This window comes from Frateuria sp. GZRR35 (assembly GCF_051900415.1).
Classification (GTDB): Bacteria; Pseudomonadota; Gammaproteobacteria; order Xanthomonadales; family Rhodanobacteraceae; genus Frateuria_A.
Genome location: NZ_JBHZGL010000021.1, coordinates 1 through 16,605 on the forward strand (window position 1 = coordinate 1; position 16,605 = coordinate 16,605).

Consider the following 16,605-nt stretch of genomic DNA (forward strand, 5'->3'; position numbering starts at 1 on the left):
TGGCGCGGGCGTCCCCGCTGCCCTGCGCGACACGCTGTTCGAGCCGCTGGTGTCCGGTCGCGCCGACGGCACCGGCCTGGGCCTGGCGATGGCGCGCGAGATCGCGCATGAACATGGCGGCGAGCTGCGCCACGCCGGCACGCCGGGCGCCACCACGTTCACCCTGTGGCTGCCGCTGGAACACGCATGACCCGCATGTTCTCCGAACCCTGTGGGCGCCCGCTTGCGGGCGATGCTCTGCGTGACACCGGACCGGAAGCATCGCCCGCAAGCGGGCTCCTATAGTGAATGAGTCGACTGCCATGAGTCCTGAAGTCTGGATCGTCGACGACGACCGCAGCATCCGCTACGTGCTTGCCGAAGCGCTGCGCGAGGCCGGCCTGGCCGTGCGCGAATTCGGCGACGTGCCGGCGGTGCGCGCGGCCCTGCGCGAGTCGCGCCCGGCCTTGCTGCTGACCGACGTGCGCATGCCCGGCGAGGACGGCCTGGGTCTGCTCGCCGAACTGCACGCCCAGGGCATCGGCCCGGTGATCGTGATGAGCGCCTTTACCGACGTGGCCACCACGGCGGCCGCCTATCGCGCCGGCGCGGTCGACTACCTGGCCAAGCCGTTCGACCTCGATCACGCGGTCGAGGTGGCACGCCGCGCGCTCGCCGAACAGCCGGCCGCACCGCCGTCTCCGGCCCTCACGCCCACGCATGCGCTGCTCGGCGAGAGCGCGCCGATGCGCGAGGTGTTCCGGCTGATCGGCCGCGTGGCAGCGAGCGACCTCAACGTGCTGGTCACCGGCGAGACCGGCACCGGCAAGGAACTGGTCGCGCGCGCGCTGCACGAGGAAAGCGCGCGCCGCGGCAAGCCGTTCGTCGCGCTCAACACCGCGGCGATCCCGAGCGAGCTGCTGGAGAGCGAGCTGTTCGGGCACGAGGCCGGCGCCTTCACCGGCGCGGCGCGACGCGTGGCCGGGCGTTTCGAGCAGGCCGAAGGCGGCACGCTGTTCCTGGACGAGATCGGCGACATGCCGCTCGCACTGCAGACGCGCCTGCTGCGTGTGCTGGCCGGCGGCGAGTTCTACCGCGTCGGCGGGCGCGAGCTGATCCGCGGCAACGTGCGCATCGTGGCGGCCACCCATCAGGACCTCGACGCGCGGGTGGCGGCCGGGCAGTTTCGCGCGGACCTCAAGCACCGGCTGGACGTGGTGCGCATCGAGCTGCCACCGCTGCGTGCGCGCCGTCCCGACATCCCGCTGCTGGCCAGGCATTTGCTGGCCACGGCCGCGCAGGAGCTCAAGCTGCCGCCCAAGCGGTTCTCGCGCGCGGCGCTCAAGGCGCTGGAGCAGCGCGACTTCCCGGGCAACGTGCGGGAGCTGGAGAACCTGTGCCGGCGGCTGGCGGTGATCGCACCCGGCGCGGAGATCCAGGCCGCTGAACTGGGTACGGCCGCCGCGCCGATCGCGGCCGGCGACTGGACCGGCGCCTTGCACGCATGGGCCAGTGAAGCGCTCGGGCGCGGCGAAGCGGACATCCACGCGCGTGCCCGCGAGGCGCTCGATCGGACATTGCTGGAGGCGGCATTGGCCGCGCACAACGGACATCGGCAGCATGCGGCGGCGGCGTTGGGGGTGGGGCGCAATACGCTGACACGGAAGCTGGGGGCGTCGCGCAAGCGCTCCCCGTAGGGGGTTCCGCGCAAGAGCAGCCCCTCACCCCAACCCTCTCCCCGGAGGGGAGAGGGAGCAGGTTTTGGCGGGATGGTCGTGACGCGCGATCTGGAACCCTCTCCCCTTCAGGGAGAGGGAGGCGGGATGGTCGTGACGCACGATCTGGAGCCCTCTCCCCTCCGGGGAGAGGGCAGGGTGAAGGGCGGGGTTCGCGGGAAAGCCGGCCTTGGCCTCGTTGTTGTCCAATAATCCCCGCCTGCCCAGGAGGACCCATGCCCGCATCCCCGACCATCCGCCCCGCCACCCGCGCCGACATTCCCCACCTGGTCGACTGGAACGCCGCCATGGCGCAGGAAACCGAAGCCAAGGCGCTCGACCGCGCGGTGCTCGCGCGCGGCGTCGAGGGCGTGTTCGACGAACCGCGCCGTGGCTTCTACCTGGTGGCCGAACGGGACGGCGCGGCGGTCGGCAGCCTGCTGGTCACCTACGAATGGAGCGACTGGCGCTGCGGCGACTTCTGGTGGATCCAGAGCGTCTACGTGGTGCCCGCGGCGCGCCGCGGCGGCGTGTTCCGCGCGTTGTACGCGGCGGTGCGCGACAAGGCGCGGGCTGCCGGCGCGGTCGGGTTGCGGCTGTACGTGGAAACGGAGAACCAGCGCGCGCAGCGCACCTACGCCGACCTCGGCATGGAGCCGTGCCATTACTTCATGTACGAAGAAGGCCTGCCGCGGACGTAGACCGTAGGGTGGGCTTCAGCCCACCTTCCCGCATCCGGAAAAACGGGCGGTGGGCTGAAGCCCACCCTACGATCCGGGCTGGTCGGACACCCAGCGCCGCAGATGCTGCTCGGCCAGCAGTTTGCCGAACGCGGTCGCATCCATCGGCGCGCCGAACAGGAAGCCCTGCAGCTGCTCGCAACCGGCCTTGCGCAGGTAGTCGGCCTGGGCTTCGGTCTCGACGCCTTCGGCCACCACCGTCTTGGCCAGGCTGCGCGCCATCGCGATGATCGCCTGGGTGATTGCGGCGGTGTCCGCGTCGCTCTCCACGTCGCGCACAAAGGCGCGGTCGATCTTCAGCGCATCGACCGGGAAGTGCTTCAGGTACGACAGGCTGCAGTAGCCGGTGCCGAAGTCGTCCAGCGACAGCCGCACGCCGCAGCGCTTGATGCGCTGGAGCAGCGCGATGGTGGCGTCGCCGCCGGCCATCACGGTGCGCTCGGTCAGCTCCAGCTCCAGCAGCGCCGGATCGAGCGTGCAGTTGTCCAGCACGGTCTGCAGCTCGGCCAGGAAGTTGGCGTGCTGGAACTGCAGCGGCGAGACGTTGACCGCGATCGGCACGCCCATGTGCTGGCCGTGCCACACATCGGCCTGGCGACAAGCTTCGTGCAGCACCCAGGCGCCGATCGGCACGATCAGCCCCACGTCCTCGGCCACCGCGACGAACTGCTCTGTCGGATAGCGCTCGTTGCCCTCGGCATCGAACCAGCGCAGCAGCGCCTCGGCGCCGACGATGTGGCCGTCCATGGCGTCGACCTTGGGCTGGTAATACAGCGACAACTGCTCGCGCGCGATCGCCAGGCGCAGCTCCGCCTCGATGCGCCGGCGCAGCGAGGCGCGCTCGTTCATCGATGCGGTGAAGAAGCGGTAGCTGTGCCGGCCGCCGACCTTGACCTCGTACATGGCGCTGTCGGCGTTGCGCAGCAGCTGGTCGGCATCGGCCGCGTCGTCCGGACACAGGCTGATGCCGACGGACATGCGCAGCGAGAGTTCGGGCAGGCCGGCCACGGTGGTCCGCTCGCCGTAGGCGATCAGCCGCTGCGCCACGCTGGCGGCCTGGCCGGGCGCCTCCACCTGCGGCAGCAGCGCCACGAACTCGTCGCCGTGGTGACGGCACAGGATGTCCTCGTCGTGCAGCGCCTGGCGCAGCTGCGCGGCAAACGCGCGCAGCACGCGGTCGCCGTTGGCGGGGCCGTGCTGGTCGTTGATCTGCTTGAAGTGGTCGATGTCGATGTAGAGCAGGGCGCAACGCTGCTGACGCCGGCGCGCGGTGGTCACCGCCTGCTCGATCTGGCCCTGCATCTGGCTGCGGTTGGGCAGGCCGGTCAGCGTGTCGAGCTGGGTCAGGTGGATCATCTTCAGCGCCAGCGCGCGGGTCTCGCTGACGTCGCGAAACACCAGTACGCCGCCGATGGCATGGCCGGCGTGGTCGTGGATCGGCGCGGAGGAGTCCTCGATCGGCGTTTCGAAGCCATTGCGGTGCAGCAGCACCGCCTTGCCTTCCAGGTCGACGATGGCGTTGCGCTCGATCGCACCGCGCAAGGGGTTTTCAAGCGCGGCGCCGGTGCGCGCGTCGCGCAGGCGGAACACCTCGTCCATCGGGCGCCCGCGCGCCTCGGCGGCGGTCCAGCCGGTGAGGCCTTCGGCGATCGGGTTGAGCGAGGTCACGCGCAAGTCGAGGTCGGCTGCGATGACTGCATCGCCGATGGAATTGAGCGTGACCTCGGCCAGTTCGCGCTCGCGGAACAGCGCCTCTTCGTATTGCTTGCGCTGGCTGATGTCCTCCACCTGCGAGACGAAGTACAGCGGTTTGCCGTGCTCGTCGCGCACCAGCGAGGTGCTGAGCTGGAAGTGCACGACGTGGCCGTCCCTGTGCAGGTTGCGCTTCTCCATCTGGTAGGCGTCGGTGCGGCCGGCGAGCATGTCCGTCAGCTGCGCCATGTCGTTGCCGTAGTCGTCCGGATGCGTGACATCGGCGATGCTCAGGGTGAGGAATTCCTCCTCGCTGTAGCCGAGCATGCGGCAGACCGCTTCGTTCACCCGCAGGAAGCGGCCGTCCGGGCGCACCAGCGCCATGCCGATGGCCGCGTGCTGGAAGGCGCCGAAAAACCGCTGCTCGCTCTCGCGCAGCTTCAGTTCCAGCGCATGCCGCTCGGTGATGTCGATGAATACCGCGAACACGCCGTGCACGCGGCCCGCGTCATCGGCGTCGGGCTGGAAGCTGGCATGCATGTAGCGGTGCGCGCGGCCGGAGAACAGCACGCCTTCGACGGTACGCGGCTGGCCGCCCAGTGCCGCTTGCAGGGCCTCGATCGCGCGCGCCGCGCTGGCGTCGTCGAGCAGTTCGCCGACCGCTCGGCCGGCCAGCCCCCCGGCCACCACGCCCAGCCACCGCCGCGAGGGCTGATTGGCGAAACGCACGGTGAGGTCGGGATCGACGTAGAGGATCAGCGCGGGTACGCCGCGCAGTACATGTTCGGGCCAGTTCCTGACGGACTGGTCGTCATCGTCGGGCGGTTCTGCCAATCCGTCCGGTGAAAGGGGTTGGGTCATGGCACTCCCCCTGAGCGCTACCCCTGCTCCGGATCCCATCATGCGCCTGCCATCGCACGGATGCCACAAGCACCCGCCGATCGGCCCTGGCTGAAGGAACGCACCTTTGTGCGGCCGGGGCGCACGCGGGTGCGCTGCCGGCAGGGCCGCTTTCAGTGCCGCGATGGCGACGGTACGGCCAGTCCGTTCTCGTCCAGCACCACCCGGCCCAGCGCCTGCAGCGCGGGCTCGATACCAAAGCGCGCGGCCAACACCGCGACCAGCGGCCCCAGTGCCTGGGGCGCAAGCGGGTAACCGTGCGCGAGCAGGCGGGGGCGGCCTTCGGCGCCGCGCTGGGCGACGCTGAGGGCCACGGTGCCCAGGCCCGGTGCCTCGTGTGCGAACAGGGCCGGCGGCGCCAGCGCCGGGTCGGGCTCGGCCAGCGTTTCGAGCAGCCAGCCGGCGTCCGCCTCGCCCTGTTCCAGCGCCAGCGGCAGCCGGTGTGCCTGCAGCAGCGCGGCGTACTGGCGCAACTCGAACACCAGCCCGGCGAAGGCGTGCGCGCGGTCGGCTGCATCGCCCGCCTGCCGGGCCAGCCAGGCGGCGGGCGAACCGGCGTGCACGGCGCCGTCGGCGTAGCGCAGCGGCAGGCCGCGCGCACTCAGCGTGGATTCGCCCTGGTAAGGCGTAAGCAACGCGACTTCAAGCAGGGTCCACAGCGGCGCCAGATTGACGTGCTCGTATTGCACGCAGGTCAGCGCAAGCAGGTCGTTACGGCTCAGGTAACGGGCGTGTTCGAGCGGTACGCCGAGCGTTCGCATCAGCCAGTCGGCGGTGCGCGCGCCGGCCTCGCCGCGGCCGACCAGCTGCACTTCGATGTCCTGGGCCAGGTCTCCGGCAAGCGCCTCGGTCGCCAGCACCGACAGCGGCAGCAGGCGCAGCGCGCCGCCGGCGTGGCCAGGCTCGGGCACCAGCGTCTGCGCCGGCATCTGGCCCTGGTGGCTGCCGAAGGCGACTACGTTCTCCAGATGGCCGCGCGGCACCCGGCGGGCCAGCTCGTCCAGCGTGGCCCACACGGGAAAGCCGGGGCGCAACAGCTCGACCGGATCGAACAGTGCGCCGGCCAGCGCGAGCCGCGCCTCGCCGATGCGCGGCAGCAACGCATGCAGGTCCTCGGCGACCAGCGCAGCCAGTGCGTCGGCGTCGTCGCGGCTGAGGGTGACGGCCGTGGGCGATTGGCCGGGCAGCCATTCCAGTGCGAGCACCGCGGGCAGGGCGATCAGCGGTTGCGCGTCCATCGGCTTTTCCAAACGGCGGGGGACTCCCGATTATACGGAGCGCACCGGCGTTCACGCTTTTGGGCTTCCGCCGCATGGGCCTGCGGGTTAGCCTTTGGAGATTCGAAGGCCTCTGGACCGCCCCGGACATGGAAAAAACCACGAAGCGCGTCGGTGTGATCGGCGGTGTGCGCATCCCGTTCTGCCGCAACAACACCGCCTACGCCGACGTCGGCAACTTCGGCATGTCGGTCAAGGTGCTCGGCGCGCTGGTGGAACGCTACGGCCTGCATGGCGTGGAGCTGGGCGAGGTCGCGCTGGGCGCGGTGATCAAGCATTCGTCGGACTGGAATCTCGCGCGCGAGGCGCTGCTGAGCTCAGGCCTGGCGCCGACCACGCCCGGCATCACCACCGCGCGCGCCTGCGGCACCTCGCTGGACAACGCCATCATCGTCGCCAACAAGATCGCCGTGGGCCAGATCGAAGCCGGCATCGCGGCCGGCTCCGACACCACCAGCGACGTGCCGATCGTCTACGGCGAGCGCCTGCGCAAGCGGCTGCTCTCGATCAACCGCGCCAAGGGCTGGCAGGACAAGCTCGCCGCCGCCACGCGCGGGTTCTCGCTGGCGGAGCTCAAGCCCTCGTTCCCGGGCGTGGCCGAACCGCGCACCGGCATGTCGATGGGCGACCACTGCGAGAAGATGGCGCGCGAGTGGCATATCGGCCGCGAGGCGCAGGACCAGCTCGCGCTGGAGAGCCACAAGAAGCTCGCCGCCGCCTACGACGCCGGTTTCATGGACGACCTGGTGGTGCCCTTCCGCGGCGTCAAGCGCGACAACATCCTGCGGCCCGACACCAGCCTGGAAAAGCTGGCGACGCTCAAGCCGGCGTTCGACCGCAGCTCCGGCCACGGCACGCTGACTGCCGGCAACTCGACTGCGCTGTCCGATGGCGCCGCCGCGGTGCTGCTCGCCGGCGAGGACTGGGCGGCCAAGCGCGGCCTGCCGGTGCAGGCATGGATACGCGATGCGGAGGTCGCCGCGGTCGACTTCGTACACGGCGAGGGCCTGCTGATGGCGCCGACCGTGGCGGTCGCGCGCTTGCTCGCGCGCAACGGGCTCACGCTGCAGGACTTCGACTTCTACGAGATCCACGAGGCCTTCGCCGCGCAGGTACTGTGCACGCTGCGCGCGTGGGAGAACGCCGACTACTGCCGCAACCGGCTCGGCCTGGATGCGCCGCTGGGCAGTATCGACCCGGCCAGGCTCAACGTGCACGGTTCCAGTCTGGCCGTCGGCCATCCGTTCGCCGCCACCGGCGCACGGCTGGTCGCCACGCTGGCCAAGGAGCTGGCGCAGAAGGGCAGCGGCCGCGGCCTGATCTCGGTGTGCACCGCCGGTGGCATGGGCGTGGTCGCGATCCTGGAGCGCTGACCCGAAGCGGGTCGCCATGCCGCGCCTGCGCGTCACCACCAGCCTGAGTTTCATTGCCCTGCTGGTCGGCATCGCCGGTACCGATTGGCTGAGCAGTTTCACCGACGACTGGACCGGACCGCCGCCCCGCGCGGCGGCGCACGTCGTGCCCCGGCTGCACCGCATGCCGCCGCGCCATCGCTCGCATGCCCCGCCGCGCGTGATCGGCGCCCAACCGGAGCCGGTAGCTCCCCCGGCTCAGGTGTCCGAGGAACTGGTGCCGCTCGATACACCGCCCGGACCCTCGTCATGGGCCGCGTTGCGTGGCCATCTGGACGGCCGCGTGGTGCTCGCCATCGACACCGACCGCAGCGGTCGGGTGACGTCGGCCGACGTCGCGCGGTCCAGCGGCGATCCGGTACTCGACGCGCACGCCCTGGCCACGGTCAGGCGCTGGCGCTTCGCGGTACCGGCGGGCGCTACCGGTGTGCGGGGTGAATTGCCGATGCGCTTCGACAGCCGCGCCCCGGCCACCCCGCCGTAAAACAGTCTTTGTGGAAGCGAACGCATGGACGATGCTTTTTGTGTGCATCGCAGCAGGGGCATCACCCACAGGTGAGCGCCTGCAGGAGCGCGCACGGTTTCAGAGAATGCCGCTCGCGCTTGAGCCGAACGCGGTGATCAAGCGCGTGTAGATCAGCTTCGGCGACAGCGCCACATCGGGAAAGTCGCCCACCGGTTCGTAGCAGCTGTAGAACGCCGGGTCGTCTGGCTGCATCGGGGCGCAACCGGCCTTCAACTGGTAGCTGGTGGCGTAGCGGTACGGCCAGAAGTCGAACAGGGGCAGGCTTTCGGACAAGTCGCCGATGACCTGGTTGAGCTTGGTCAGCACCGGCACCACCGGACGCCGCGGGGCGATGACCCAGGCGTTCTGCGGCTGTGTGTCACGCAGGATCGAACGGCGCAACTGCTCGGCGAAGCGCGGGTCGTAGACGATCACGCCGGCCTCGGTGTTGTAGTGGTCCGAGCGCGGGTCGAAGTTGTGCGAACCGACCATCGCGAAGCGGTCGTCCACCACGATCGACTTGGCGTGCAGGGCAAAGCGCCGCCCCTCGCTGACCAGCGGCGCCGGGCGCTGGCTGCTGCCGTGGCTGCCGAGCAGACCGTGGCTCTCGGTACCCACGTAGCGTTGCGAGGCGTCGTGCGCCGGATCGCCGTTGGCGTGCTCGCCCTCGCCGATCCATTCGAGGCTGGCGCGCGCGTTGGCGGCCGCCGGATCGGCGGCGTGCGGCTTCAACTCGTAGATCTCGAAGCCGTAGTCCTTGAGATAGCGCTTGCGGTGCTTGTAGGAGACCGCGTAGACCGCGAAGGCGTCGGTGGAAGCGAGCGAATTGGTCGAGACCACGATGCGCGGCGGCGGGGTTGCCTGGTGCAGGCGCTCGAAGATGCGCCGCGCGCGCCGACTGAGCACCAGGTACGGCGTCTGCAGCACCACCTCGTGGCGCGCGGCGCCGACCATCTGCATGACATGGGCGGTGAACTGGCGCGCCTGCCGCTTGAGCGGCTGGTCGGTCTTGGCCGGCAGGTCGCTGAAGAAATCCACCGCGCCAGTTTCCAGGCTGTCGGCCAGCACGTGGGCGCGCAGCCATGCCGCGTCGCCGGCCTCCTGCTCCACGCGATAGACGCGTTGCGGGTGCTCGTACGTCGGCGCGAGCCACTCCGATGCAGCCGGGTGGTCCAGGATGTGGCGATTGACGTCGCGCAGATGGGTCAACGGCACCGAGCGCTTGTGCCGCCAGAACAGGGCGAAGCTCTTGGCCATCGCCTGCGCCGCCGGGCCGCCGACCAGCACGTCCCGGTCCACGTAGTCGAAGTCGTCGTCCCAGTCGAAGTAGCGGTCCTGGTAGTTGCGCCCGCCGGTGATGCCGACGGTGTTGTCCACCACCAGCACCTTGTTGTGCATGCGCTGGTTGAACTTGAAGAAGCAGCAGGCGATGCCCGCGGCCCACTCCAGCGGCGAGGTGCTCGCCTCGTGGAAGGTCGGGTTGTACAGCCGCACCTTAAGGTTGGGGCTGGCCCGGGCGAGCCGGTCGAGCAGGGCGACATCGCCGAAGGAGGACAGCTGGTCGGCCAGGATGCGTACCTGCACGCCGCGGCGCGCGGCGCGCACCAGTTCGTCCAGCACCAGCTGGCCGACGTCGTCGCGGTCCCAGATATAGGTCTGCACGTCGATCGAGCGCCGGGCGCCGCGGATCAGGTCCAGCCGCGCCACCAGCGCCGGCTCGCTGGCATCGAGCAGCGCCACTCGATGGCGCGGGTTGGCGGGCGTGGAGGCGGCCAGTGCCTGCCGCGCTGCGTCGAGCAGGGGCGAGGGCCGGGCGCAGTGGTCGGTGCGGTCGCACGCGGAGGCGGCCGGCGCGGTGGCCGCGACCACGGCGTCGGCGTGGCGGATCTGCGCACGCGAGAGCGTGCAGCCATCGAGTAGCGCGGTGGCGGCGAACAGAAGGAGAAGGGCAATGTGGCGCAGCGGCATGGCGGGCATGATACGGGGTCGCCGTACACGTCGAGGTCGCCGTGCCCGCCGATCGGACGGTCGGTGGGACGCGCTCAGTCGGGCGCGCGTGCGATCGCGATCGCCAGCGCCAGTTGCACGTGATCGGACAGCACCGCGCGGTGCGCGGTCATGCCGAATTCGCTGCGTCTGAGTTCCCCGCGGGCCTCGATCGTGCAGGCATCGGCGGTGCAGTGGGCCGGCAGCAGCTCGAAGCGCACCGGGCGAGTCACGCCGCGCAGGGTAAGTTGTCCGTCCAGCGGACCGCCATCGTCGAGCGCCCGACGCGACACGGGCGCGGAGATGAAGCGCAAGGTCGGGTATTGCGTCGCGTCGAAGAATTCCTCGTCCAGGACCCAGCGGCGCAGCCGCGGCGATTCCATCGACAGGCTGTCCAGCGCGATGCGCGCATCGACCACCACCTGGTCGTCAGCCTGCGGCTCGAGCGTGCCGCTGATCGTCTCGAAACGGCCATGAATTGTATGCAGCCAGAGCAGGCGCACGCCGAAGTCGACGTGCGAGGGAGGGCTCTGGATATGCCACACGTGCGAGGGCGAGGCGTGTGCGGTGAACGCCAGGGCCAGCCACGCGACGGCGGCGGGCAAACGCATCAGGGCGACCAGAAGGCATCCAGCCGTGCGTTGCCCGGCTCCAGCGCACCCTGCAGGTGCAGCACTGCCAACCCGCCGGGGGGCATGCCGCGGAACTCGTCCGAGCGGCCCTCCACCAGCAGCGCGACCAGCCGCTCGATGCCTGGGTTGTGCCCCACCAGCATCACGCAGCGCGCATCGGCGTGCTGGTCGAGCAGGGCCAGCAGCTCGCCCGGCGTGGCTTCGTAGATTTCGCCGGCCATGCCGACCGGCGCGTCCGGCGTGAGCGCGCGCAGCGCCAGTTCCGCCGTGCGGCAGGTGCGCAGGGCGGGCGAGCACAGCACCCGGTCCGGCCGCGCGCCGTGGGAGGCGAGCCAGCGGCCGGCCGCCAGCGCCTCCTGTTCGCCGCGCGGGCTGAGCGTGCGGTCGTAGTCCTCGCCGCCGGCGGCCGCGGGGTTGGCTTCGGCGTGTCGCAACAGAATCAGTTCCTGCATGGCAATCCTCAATGTTGGCGCTTGAGCCAGCGCAGCAGCGGCAGCCAGTCCTGCTGCTGGCTGCGCACCTGTTCGGAGTGATAGTCGAAGATGCCCTTGCCCAGTGACGTGAGCAGCACGTAGGCCTGGCTGTCACGCAGTTCGGCGATGACCGGGAAGGCGGAGGATTCGGCCAGCTGCGCCAGCGCGTCCTGGCTGGCGTGGGTCCAAGGCTTGAGGCGGTTGCCGACCAGCGCCACCGGCAACTTGCCGCGCTTGATCCGCGGCATCCCGGCGAGCTGGTCGAGGAAGCCGAGCGTGGCGTGCAGGTCGAACGACGAGGGCAGCACCGGCACCAGCACGGCGTTGGCCACTTCGAGGAGCGGTTCGAGCTCGCGCTCGCCGCTGCCGGCCGGCGTATCGATCAGCACGCGCTCGGTATCCGGTGGCAGCTTGTGCAGGCCGCGACGGCCCTCCAGCCCGAGCACGCCCGGCATGCTGTCGGGCCGCAGTGTGGCCCAGCGATAGCTCGAGCCCTGGCGGTCGGTATCGACGATCGCGGTGCGCTTGCCTTCCTGTGCCCAGTGCGAGGCCAACTGGGTAACCAGCGTGCTCTTGCCGCAACCGCCTTTGCTGCATGCCACCAGCACCGTCAGCATCGGACCGCCCCTGTTCGCCAAAGGTTGGGGCAAGGGTAGCTTGTGGACGGGAAACGGGGAACGGGGACGAAGCGCCGTTCGGAATCCGGGTGAGCGGCGGTTCTAGCGCTGTGCGCGCTCGGTGATTCCGGTTTCCTGTTTCCCACTCCCCGCCGAATGGGGCTGCCAGTTGGCGGGGGCCGTGGTCGACACGCCGGCATCGCGCAGCGCGGCCAGCATCAGGCTCATCTCGGTGCCGCCGTGCCGGGCGAGCGACAGCAGGTGCTGGGCCTGGGCCTTGTCGGCCTGCGCTTTTGCGGCGAGCCGGGTGAACTGCTGCACCTGCCAGACCAGGTCGCGCCGCTCGCGCCGGGCGCGTTCGCGCTCGTTCTCGTCATCGGCGAGCACGTCGCGCAGATGCAGGCCGAGCGAGCGCGCCAGCGGGCTGGAGGCCCACTCCAGCGTCTTGCCGAGTTGGCGGCAGTCGGCAGTCAACGTCTGATCCTCGTCGGCCGCCTGGCACAGTTCCGCGGTGGCCTGAAGACCCGGCTGCGGTTGCGCCCCGGCGATGCCGAACACGATCATCGCCTGCACCCCGGCGGCGCCTGAGCCGACCTGCGGATCGAGGGTGGCTTCCGGCGGCGGCAGCGTGCTCACGCCATTGGCCAGCGCCTGCAGGCTGGTGCCGGTGTAGTCGTCGTAGAGCTTGGCCCGGGCGGCCTGGGCGAGGTCGGCGCGGGCGTCGTCGTGCTTGCCGTTGTGCAGGTCCTGGCCGAGCTTGAGCAGCCATACGGCGGCGTTGTCGGGGGTTTGCGCGACCAGCGCGGCAAGGGCGTCGGCGTTGGGGCAGGCGTCGGCCTTGGCATCGCAGTCGGCCAGTTGCACCCAGCGTTCGGCAGGGCCGTGGCCGGGCGCGGCCACGGCGCGTTCGATCAGGCTGTGGAAGTCGTTCCATTTCGGCTGCCCGGGCAGCGGGCGTGCGAGCAGCGCGGCGCCGAGCAGCGGCAACGCATCGGCGCGCGGCGCCAGCACACTGACCAGGTCGCGCTGGAAGGCGATCAGCGCCTTGGTGCGTGTTTGCTGCACCGAAGCGGCGGCCTTGGGCTGTTTCGCCAGCGCGGGCGAAGCGGCAATGCCGGCGCCGATCGTGCAGACCAGGGCAAGGGCGAGTTGACGCAGTCCCGGCATCGCGTTCTCCTTGGGGCGAAATGAAGCGGCAGCATAGCCGGCAAGGATTAAGCCAGCCTGATCCGGTGGCCGGCGTGGCGCGCACGGGTGGGCGCGGATGGTTAGCATGGGTCGCTTCCCCGACGCGCGCTTGCGTGCACCGTCGCAACGATCGGAGAGATGCCGTGAATTCGTTTTCCAGTTTGGCCGATCCCCAGGCCGCGCCATGGTTCGTCGGCTGGGGCACGCTGGCGCTGATCAACGCCGGCCTGGCCCAGGGCAAGAACCGCAGCGGCCTGCTGTGGTTCCTGCTGTCGCTGGTGCTCGGGCCGATCGCGACGCTGGTACTGGTGCTGCTGCCGAAGGTGCGGCAGAAGATGTTCTGACTGGCACACGGTGCCCTTGCAGGAGCCCGCAAGCGGGCTCCAACGGGAGCGTGGTCCTAGTCGCCCAGGGATTCGCGCATGAATTCCGGCTGCGCCAGCGCCGCGCGATGGGTGTCGGCGTTGTAATAGCGGGTGGGGAAACCCTTGCTGATGGCGCCGCGCTCGCGGAAGCCGGACAGGTCCGCGCCCTTGCGCGCCATCGTGCAGCTCCACCAGCCGGTCGGGTAGCACGGCTGCGGGAAGGTCAGCGTCTTGACCGCGCCGAAACCGGAGGTGCGCATGGCCGAGCGCATCGACTTGATCAGTTCCAGGTGCGCCAGCGGCGATTCGCTCTGCTGCACCAGGATGCCGCCGTGGCGCAGCGCCTTGTGGCAGCTGGCGTAGAAGGCGGCGTTGAACAGGCCCTCGGCCGGGCCGACCGGGTCGGTCGAGTCGACGATGATGAGGTCGAGCGAATCGGGTTCGGCCTCGGCCATGTACTTGATGCCGTCGATGAACAGCAGCTCCGCGCGCGGGTCGTTGTTCGACTCGCACAGCTCGGGGAAATACTGCTCGGCCAGGCGCGTCACGCGCTCGTCGATCTCCACCTGCGCGGCGTGCTCGACTTCCTCGTGCTTGAGCACCTCGCGCAGCGTGCCGCAGTCGCCGCCGCCGATGATCACCACGCGCTTGGCCCGCGCATGGGTGAACAGTGCCGGATGGGTCATCATCTCGTGGTAGAGGAAGTTGTCGCGGCTGGTCAGCATCACGCAGCCGTCGATCACCATCAGGTTGCCCCAGTCGGTGGTCTGGTAGATCTCGATGGTCTGGAACGGGGTCTTCTCCGCATGCAGCAGTTTTTCCACCCGGAAGCCGATGGAAGAGCCGGAGGCCTGGTGGGCCTCGGTGAACCAGCTGAGTTGCGACATGGTGCTGTCCTGCATAAGGGAGACGTGAAAAGGAGCGGCATTGTAGCGGCATCCGTGCGCACGCAATGTGCGCGTTGACCCCCTGTTGCCGCCGCCCGCCGCTACAATGCGCGCCGGGCCGGCCACCGGCCGCCCACGAAGCCTGACCGGCCCCGCGGCGTGCGAGGCTTCCGGCCGGCAGGCCTTCCGCTCGATCGAGCAATGCGTCAAGGCTCGCCGCTGCGACGTGCATGGATCCCGTTTGCCTCGAAGGAGACCCTTGCCATGTCCACGTCCTGGTCCGTCGACGACGCCCGCCAACTGTATGCCGTGCCCTACTGGAGCGACGGCTACGTCGACATCGATGCCGCCGGCGGCATCGTGATGCGCCCGCGCGGCGCGAACGGCCCGTCGCTGTCGCTGCCGCAGATCGTCGAACAGGCGAAGGCGCAGGGCCTGCGGCTGCCGCTGCTGGTGCGCTTTCCCGACATCCTCGCCGATCGCCTCAAGCGCATGCAGGGCGCCTTCGCCCGCGCGATCGAGGAGACCGGTTACGCCGGCGGCTACACCGCGATCTTTCCGATCAAGGTCAACCAGCAGCGCGGCGTGGTGCAGGAACTGGTCGCCGCCGGCAGCCAGGGTTTCGGCCTGGAGGCCGGTTCCAAACCCGAACTGATGGCCGTGCTGGCGCTCGCGCGCCCGAACTCGATCGTGATCTGCAACGGCTACAAGGACCGCGAATACATCCGCCTGGCGCTGATCGGGCGCAAGCTCGGGCTGCGCGTGTTCATCGTGATCGAGAAACTGTCCGAGCTCGAACACGTGATCGCCGAGGCCAAGGCGCTGGACGTCGAGCCGCTGCTCGGCGTGCGCGTGCGGCTGGCGTCGATCGGCGCCGGCAAGTGGCAGAACACCGGCGGCGACAAGGGCAAGTTCGGGCTGTCGCCGGTGCAGGTGCTGGAGCTGGTGGCGACGCTTGCCAGGTTTGGCCTCAAGCACACGCTCAAGTTGCAGCACTTCCACATGGGCTCGCAGATTTCCAACGTGCGCGACATCGCCAACGGCATGCGCGAGGCCACGCGCTATTTCGTCGAGCTCTCGCGCATGGGCGTGCCGCTTCAGATCGTCGACGTTGGCGGCGGCCTGGGTGTGGACTACGAGGGCTCGCGCTCGCGCAGCCACAACTCGATCAATTACTCGATGGAGCAGTACGCGCTGACCATCGTGCAATCGCTGGCCGAGGCGGTGGCGGCTGAAGGACTGGCTGCGCCACACATCCTCACCGAAGCCGGCCGAGCGATGACCGCACATCACGCGGTGCTGGTCTCCAGCGTCACCGAGGTCGAGGAAGTGCCCCCAGGCGCACTACCCAAGCCGCAGGTCGACGAGCCGGCGGTGCTGCGTCACCTGCGCGAGGTGCACGCCGCGCTTGGCGAACGCCCGCCGCTGGAGCTCTACCACGAAGCGCAGCACCATCTGGCCGAGGGCCAGTCGCTGTACGCGCTGGGCCAGCTCAGCCTGGCCGATCGCGCGCGGCTGGACGAGCTGTTCTACCTGATCGCCAACGCCGTGCGCGGACGGCTTTCGCCCGCCGACCGCGCGCACCGCACGTTGCTGGACGAGCTGGACGAGAAGCTGGTCGACAAGTACTTCCTGAACTTCTCGGTGTTCGAGTCGGTGCCCGACATCTGGGCGATCGACCAGATCTTCCCGATCGTGCCGGTCACGCGCCTGGACGAGGCGCCGACGCGCCGCGGCGTGATCGTGGACCTGACCTGCGATTCGGACGGGCGCATCGACCACTACGTCGATGCCGAGGGCGTGGACGTCAGCCTGCCGCTGCATCGTCCCCGCGCGGGCGAGGAGTACTGCCTGGGCCTGTTCATGGTCGGCGCCTACCAGGAGACGCTGGGCGACATCCACAATCTGTTCGGCGACACCGACGCGGTGAACGTGCGCGCCAACGGCGAAGGCTACGTGTTCGACCACGTGCGCCGTGGCGACACGACCGACGTGATGCTCGACTACGTCGGCTACGACCTGGCGGCGCTGCGGCGCAGTTACCGTGAGCGCATCTCGGCGGCCGGCATCGAGGGCGAGCGCGCCGAGGCGCTCTACCGCGATCTCGACGCCGGTCTGACCGCCTACACCTACCTCGCCGACTGAGTCCCATGTAGGAGCGCCCCCTGCGCGCGACCGCGAGACTCCCGGTCGCGCACAGGTGCGCTCCTACACAGAGCCGGCCCTTGCACGAAAGT

Annotated in this window: 15 protein-coding genes; 7 read left to right on the forward strand and 8 right to left on the reverse strand. The window is 69.9% G+C overall.

Annotated elements, in window-relative coordinates; all coding sequences use genetic code 11:
- The 3 genes from ACFWZ3_RS16940 to ACFWZ3_RS16950 all read left to right on the forward strand — a co-directional run.
- Window positions 1–190: ATP-binding protein (locus ACFWZ3_RS16940; protein ID WP_439708851.1), on the forward strand; the 190-nt coding region annotated here is incomplete at its 5' end.
- A gap of 112 nt (window positions 191–302) precedes the next feature.
- Window positions 303–1,676, forward strand: a complete 1,374-nt coding sequence (gene ntrC / locus ACFWZ3_RS16945) for a nitrogen regulation protein NR(I) (RefSeq protein ID WP_439708852.1) — start codon at window positions 303–305, stop codon at window positions 1,674–1,676.
- A gap of 254 nt (window positions 1,677–1,930) precedes the next feature.
- On the forward strand, window positions 1,931–2,395 hold the full coding sequence (locus tag ACFWZ3_RS16950) for a GNAT family N-acetyltransferase (RefSeq protein ID WP_439708853.1): 465 nt from the start codon (window positions 1,931–1,933) through the stop codon (window positions 2,393–2,395).
- Window positions 2,396–2,461: 66 nt separating this feature from the next.
- Here the strand turns inward: ACFWZ3_RS16950 and ACFWZ3_RS16955 are convergent, their stop codons facing one another.
- Together ACFWZ3_RS16955 and ACFWZ3_RS16960 are read right to left on the reverse strand one after the other, a co-directional pair.
- Complete coding sequence (locus ACFWZ3_RS16955) at window positions 2,462–4,987, reverse strand: sensor domain-containing protein (RefSeq protein ID WP_439708854.1); 2,526 nt, start codon at window positions 4,985–4,987, stop codon at window positions 2,462–2,464.
- Window positions 4,988–5,139: 152 nt separating this feature from the next.
- Window positions 5,140–6,264 (reverse strand): hypothetical protein, encoded by a 1,125-nt coding sequence (locus ACFWZ3_RS16960; RefSeq protein ID WP_439708855.1) that lies wholly within the window; start codon window positions 6,262–6,264, stop codon window positions 5,140–5,142.
- A gap of 128 nt (window positions 6,265–6,392) precedes the next feature.
- Here ACFWZ3_RS16960 and ACFWZ3_RS16965 point away from each other — a divergent pair, with 128 nt between their 5' ends.
- Together ACFWZ3_RS16965 and ACFWZ3_RS16970 are read left to right on the forward strand one after the other, a co-directional pair.
- On the forward strand, window positions 6,393–7,676 hold the full coding sequence (locus ACFWZ3_RS16965) for an acetyl-CoA C-acetyltransferase (protein WP_439708856.1): 1,284 nt from the start codon (window positions 6,393–6,395) through the stop codon (window positions 7,674–7,676).
- A gap of 16 nt (window positions 7,677–7,692) precedes the next feature.
- Complete coding sequence (locus tag ACFWZ3_RS16970) at window positions 7,693–8,199, forward strand: energy transducer TonB family protein (RefSeq protein ID WP_439708857.1); 507 nt, start codon at window positions 7,693–7,695, stop codon at window positions 8,197–8,199.
- 99 nt (window positions 8,200–8,298) lie between these two features.
- Here ACFWZ3_RS16970 and ACFWZ3_RS16975 read toward each other — a convergent pair whose 3' ends face one another.
- The 5 genes from ACFWZ3_RS16975 to ACFWZ3_RS16995 all read right to left on the reverse strand — a co-directional run bounded on the left by ACFWZ3_RS16975 (window position 8,299) and on the right by ACFWZ3_RS16995 (window position 13,095).
- Window positions 8,299–10,188, reverse strand: a complete 1,890-nt coding sequence (locus ACFWZ3_RS16975) for a phospholipase D-like domain-containing protein (protein ID WP_439708880.1) — start codon at window positions 10,186–10,188, stop codon at window positions 8,299–8,301.
- A gap of 74 nt (window positions 10,189–10,262) precedes the next feature.
- Window positions 10,263–10,817 (reverse strand): YceI family protein, encoded by a 555-nt coding sequence (locus ACFWZ3_RS16980; RefSeq protein WP_439708858.1) that lies wholly within the window; start codon window positions 10,815–10,817, stop codon window positions 10,263–10,265.
- Window positions 10,817–11,290 (reverse strand): SixA phosphatase family protein, encoded by a 474-nt coding sequence (locus tag ACFWZ3_RS16985; protein WP_439708859.1) that lies wholly within the window; start codon window positions 11,288–11,290, stop codon window positions 10,817–10,819. Before ACFWZ3_RS16985 ends, ACFWZ3_RS16980 begins: the two co-directional genes overlap by 1 nt.
- 8 nt (window positions 11,291–11,298) lie before the next feature.
- The gene (locus ACFWZ3_RS16990) at window positions 11,299–11,928 is read right to left on the reverse strand and encodes a nucleotide-binding protein (RefSeq protein ID WP_439708860.1); all 630 of its coding nucleotides are present in this window, start codon (window positions 11,926–11,928) and stop codon (window positions 11,299–11,301) included.
- A gap of 102 nt (window positions 11,929–12,030) precedes the next feature.
- On the reverse strand, window positions 12,031–13,095 hold the full coding sequence (locus ACFWZ3_RS16995; RefSeq protein WP_439708861.1) for a hypothetical protein: 1,065 nt from the start codon (window positions 13,093–13,095) through the stop codon (window positions 12,031–12,033).
- A 164-nt stretch (window positions 13,096–13,259) separates the two neighbouring features.
- Between ACFWZ3_RS16995 and ACFWZ3_RS17000 the strand changes: the two genes are divergently transcribed.
- On the forward strand, window positions 13,260–13,460 hold the full coding sequence (locus tag ACFWZ3_RS17000; protein WP_439708862.1) for an antitermination protein NusB: 201 nt from the start codon (window positions 13,260–13,262) through the stop codon (window positions 13,458–13,460).
- A 56-nt stretch (window positions 13,461–13,516) separates the two neighbouring features.
- On the opposite strand, the gene speE is transcribed toward ACFWZ3_RS17000, so the two are convergent.
- Window positions 13,517–14,368, reverse strand: coding sequence for a polyamine aminopropyltransferase (speE, locus tag ACFWZ3_RS17005; protein WP_439708863.1), 852 nt, complete (start codon window positions 14,366–14,368; stop codon window positions 13,517–13,519).
- A gap of 264 nt (window positions 14,369–14,632) precedes the next feature.
- Here speE and speA point away from each other — a divergent pair, with 264 nt between their 5' ends.
- On the forward strand, window positions 14,633–16,513 hold the full coding sequence (gene speA, locus ACFWZ3_RS17010) for a biosynthetic arginine decarboxylase (RefSeq protein WP_439708864.1): 1,881 nt from the start codon (window positions 14,633–14,635) through the stop codon (window positions 16,511–16,513).
- Window positions 16,514–16,605: the final 92 nt, after the last annotated feature.

Coding starts and splice junctions, on each gene's coding strand:
- ACFWZ3_RS16950 (WP_439708853.1), top strand. CDS start 1,931: ATGCCCGCATCCCCGACCATCCGCCCCGCCACCCGCGCCGACATTCCC.
- ACFWZ3_RS16970 (WP_439708857.1), top strand. CDS start 7,693: ATGCCGCGCCTGCGCGTCACCACCAGCCTGAGTTTCATTGCCCTGCTG.
- speA (WP_439708864.1), top strand. CDS start 14,633: ATGTCCACGTCCTGGTCCGTCGACGACGCCCGCCAACTGTATGCCGTG.
- ACFWZ3_RS16995 (WP_439708861.1), bottom strand. CDS start 13,095: ATGCCGGGACTGCGTCAACTCGCCCTTGCCCTGGTCTGCACGATCGGC.
- ACFWZ3_RS16985 (WP_439708859.1), bottom strand. CDS start 11,290: ATGCAGGAACTGATTCTGTTGCGACACGCCGAAGCCAACCCCGCGGCC.
- ACFWZ3_RS16955 (WP_439708854.1), bottom strand. CDS start 4,987: ATGACCCAACCCCTTTCACCGGACGGATTGGCAGAACCGCCCGACGAT.
- ACFWZ3_RS16965 (WP_439708856.1), top strand. CDS start 6,393: ATGGAAAAAACCACGAAGCGCGTCGGTGTGATCGGCGGTGTGCGCATC.
- speE (WP_439708863.1), bottom strand. CDS start 14,368: ATGTCGCAACTCAGCTGGTTCACCGAGGCCCACCAGGCCTCCGGCTCT.
- ACFWZ3_RS16975 (WP_439708880.1), bottom strand. CDS start 10,188: ATGCCGCTGCGCCACATTGCCCTTCTCCTTCTGTTCGCCGCCACCGCG.
- ntrC (WP_439708852.1), top strand. CDS start 303: ATGAGTCCTGAAGTCTGGATCGTCGACGACGACCGCAGCATCCGCTAC.
- ACFWZ3_RS16990 (WP_439708860.1), bottom strand. CDS start 11,928: ATGCTGACGGTGCTGGTGGCATGCAGCAAAGGCGGTTGCGGCAAGAGC.
- ACFWZ3_RS16980 (WP_439708858.1), bottom strand. CDS start 10,817: ATGCGTTTGCCCGCCGCCGTCGCGTGGCTGGCCCTGGCGTTCACCGCA.
- ACFWZ3_RS16960 (WP_439708855.1), bottom strand. CDS start 6,264: ATGGACGCGCAACCGCTGATCGCCCTGCCCGCGGTGCTCGCACTGGAA.